The organism is uncultured Campylobacter sp., assembly GCF_938030815.1.
GTDB lineage: Bacteria > Campylobacterota > Campylobacteria > Campylobacterales > Campylobacteraceae > Campylobacter_B.
In genome coordinates this window covers 1-1,641 of the sequence record NZ_CALHII010000035.1, presented here as the reverse complement: position 1 = coordinate 1,641, position 1,641 = coordinate 1, and the positions used below count along the sequence as shown (strand labels likewise).

General features: G+C 39.9%; 1 protein-coding gene. It reads right to left on the bottom strand.

Annotated elements, in window-relative coordinates; genetic code table 11:
• Nucleotides 1-666 precede the first annotated feature (666 nt).
• Complete coding sequence (locus tag Q0277_RS00970; RefSeq protein ID WP_297994610.1) at nucleotides 667-1,053, bottom strand: hypothetical protein; 387 nt, start codon at nucleotides 1,051-1,053, stop codon at nucleotides 667-669.
• Nucleotides 1,054-1,641: the final 588 nt, after the last annotated feature.

Genomic DNA, 1,641 nt, shown 5'->3' with positions numbered 1-1,641 from the left:
CGGGCATAAAAAAAGCGAGACCCACACAGGTCTCGCCGATTATTGAAAGGAGTTCTAATTTCGATGTGGGGATTATATCAGGCTGCGGTAAACAGACGGCAACACCTCTTTCATGCGGGAGAAATTTCATAAAAATTTTACGACGTGAAATTTTTTATGAATGAAATTTCAAGACACGAAATTTGCAAAGCGTGAGTTTTAGAAATCTACGCGATATCTTATCAGCTAAGAATACGACACTTAGAACGAGCAGTACGCGAAAAATCGCGAGAAAGAAAATTTATAAGAATTTCGCAATCAAAATTCTAGCGCCAGCCGTATTTCTATAATATAGAATTTTGCGGACAAAATGGCACTATGCAGAAAGGAATTTTAAGCGCGAAAGCAAGTGGATATAAAACGCTAACCGAACCATAGAAGCAAGATACGCAGCACAGAATTTTGTGAAATATAAAATTCCACAACTTATAAAATATAAAATTTATGCAGGCAATCGCATAAAGAATCAGCGGACTTTAAAGCGCAAACAAATCGCGCTAGCCCGCCATGATTAAGAACAGAAACTATTGCCTTCATAAGAGTAGAGAGCAAACACAAAAACGTTTATCTCAAATTAAAAGCAGGCTCGCTTACCTTCAAGGGTGCAGCAGCTAAAAATCGCGTAGATTAAAAGCTGATATTTTCGCTCTCAGGTACAGCAATAGCGTCGTTTTTATGCATTTGTTTGGTCTCGATTTTACCGATGTCATAAGCGCGCGAAGTAACGGAACCCGCTTTGCGCGAGATGATTCGCATATCGGTGATAGCGCCTGAAGCGGTACTTATGTAGGCAGTATCTCCTGCAGCCGCATAATATCTGCTTGCGCGAGCGGTGTAGAGCTCGCCGCTGGATAGGTCTTTAAACGTATAGACGTAAGCTGTGGAGCTTTGGCGAGTGTAGTTTACGATCTCGGATTTTAGCGAGCGTAAGTTGCCTGCAGGCGTCGGAGCGGTGCTTACGGCGCAGCCTGCGATGCCAAGAGCCAAAAGTGCGGAAAATATGAAATTTTTCATTCAGTATCCTTATTTGTAAAATTTGAATTTTTAGAGTAGTAGGTTTGGGCTTAAAGTTTGCTTTTTTTGAATGCAGCCAGAATAGAATTTGAGTGAATTCTTGGCCGTTTTATTTAAAGCAATTCCTTCCGCCTAGCTATCCAGCAAAAGTTCTAATCCCATCAAGGATATTTAATAAAATTTGAAATTTTGCCCGATTCATATATGCGGAATTCGGGTCTTGATATATGGAATTCGTAGCTCGATAACCAAGAACTTCGGTCCATGACTCTTATTTTGCCGTAATCTCTATACGATGCGCAAAAAGCTGTCATACCAAAATTTTATGAGCAAAAAGGATAGAAAAGAAAGAGACAGAAAAATAAGGACGAAAAAAAGAAGAGAGAAAGAAACTCCTCTCTCTTCTTTTACCTCTTGATTATTACTCTCCCTTACCCTTCTTACCCTTCTTACTCCTCTTACCTTTAGCCTTAGATGATTCCTCTTCTTTAGCCTCATCTTTCAACTTAGCCGTAGAGCCTTTTACTTTACTATCCTCATTCATAGCCTTATCCATGCTATCATCCATTTTCTCTTGCATCTTTTCCG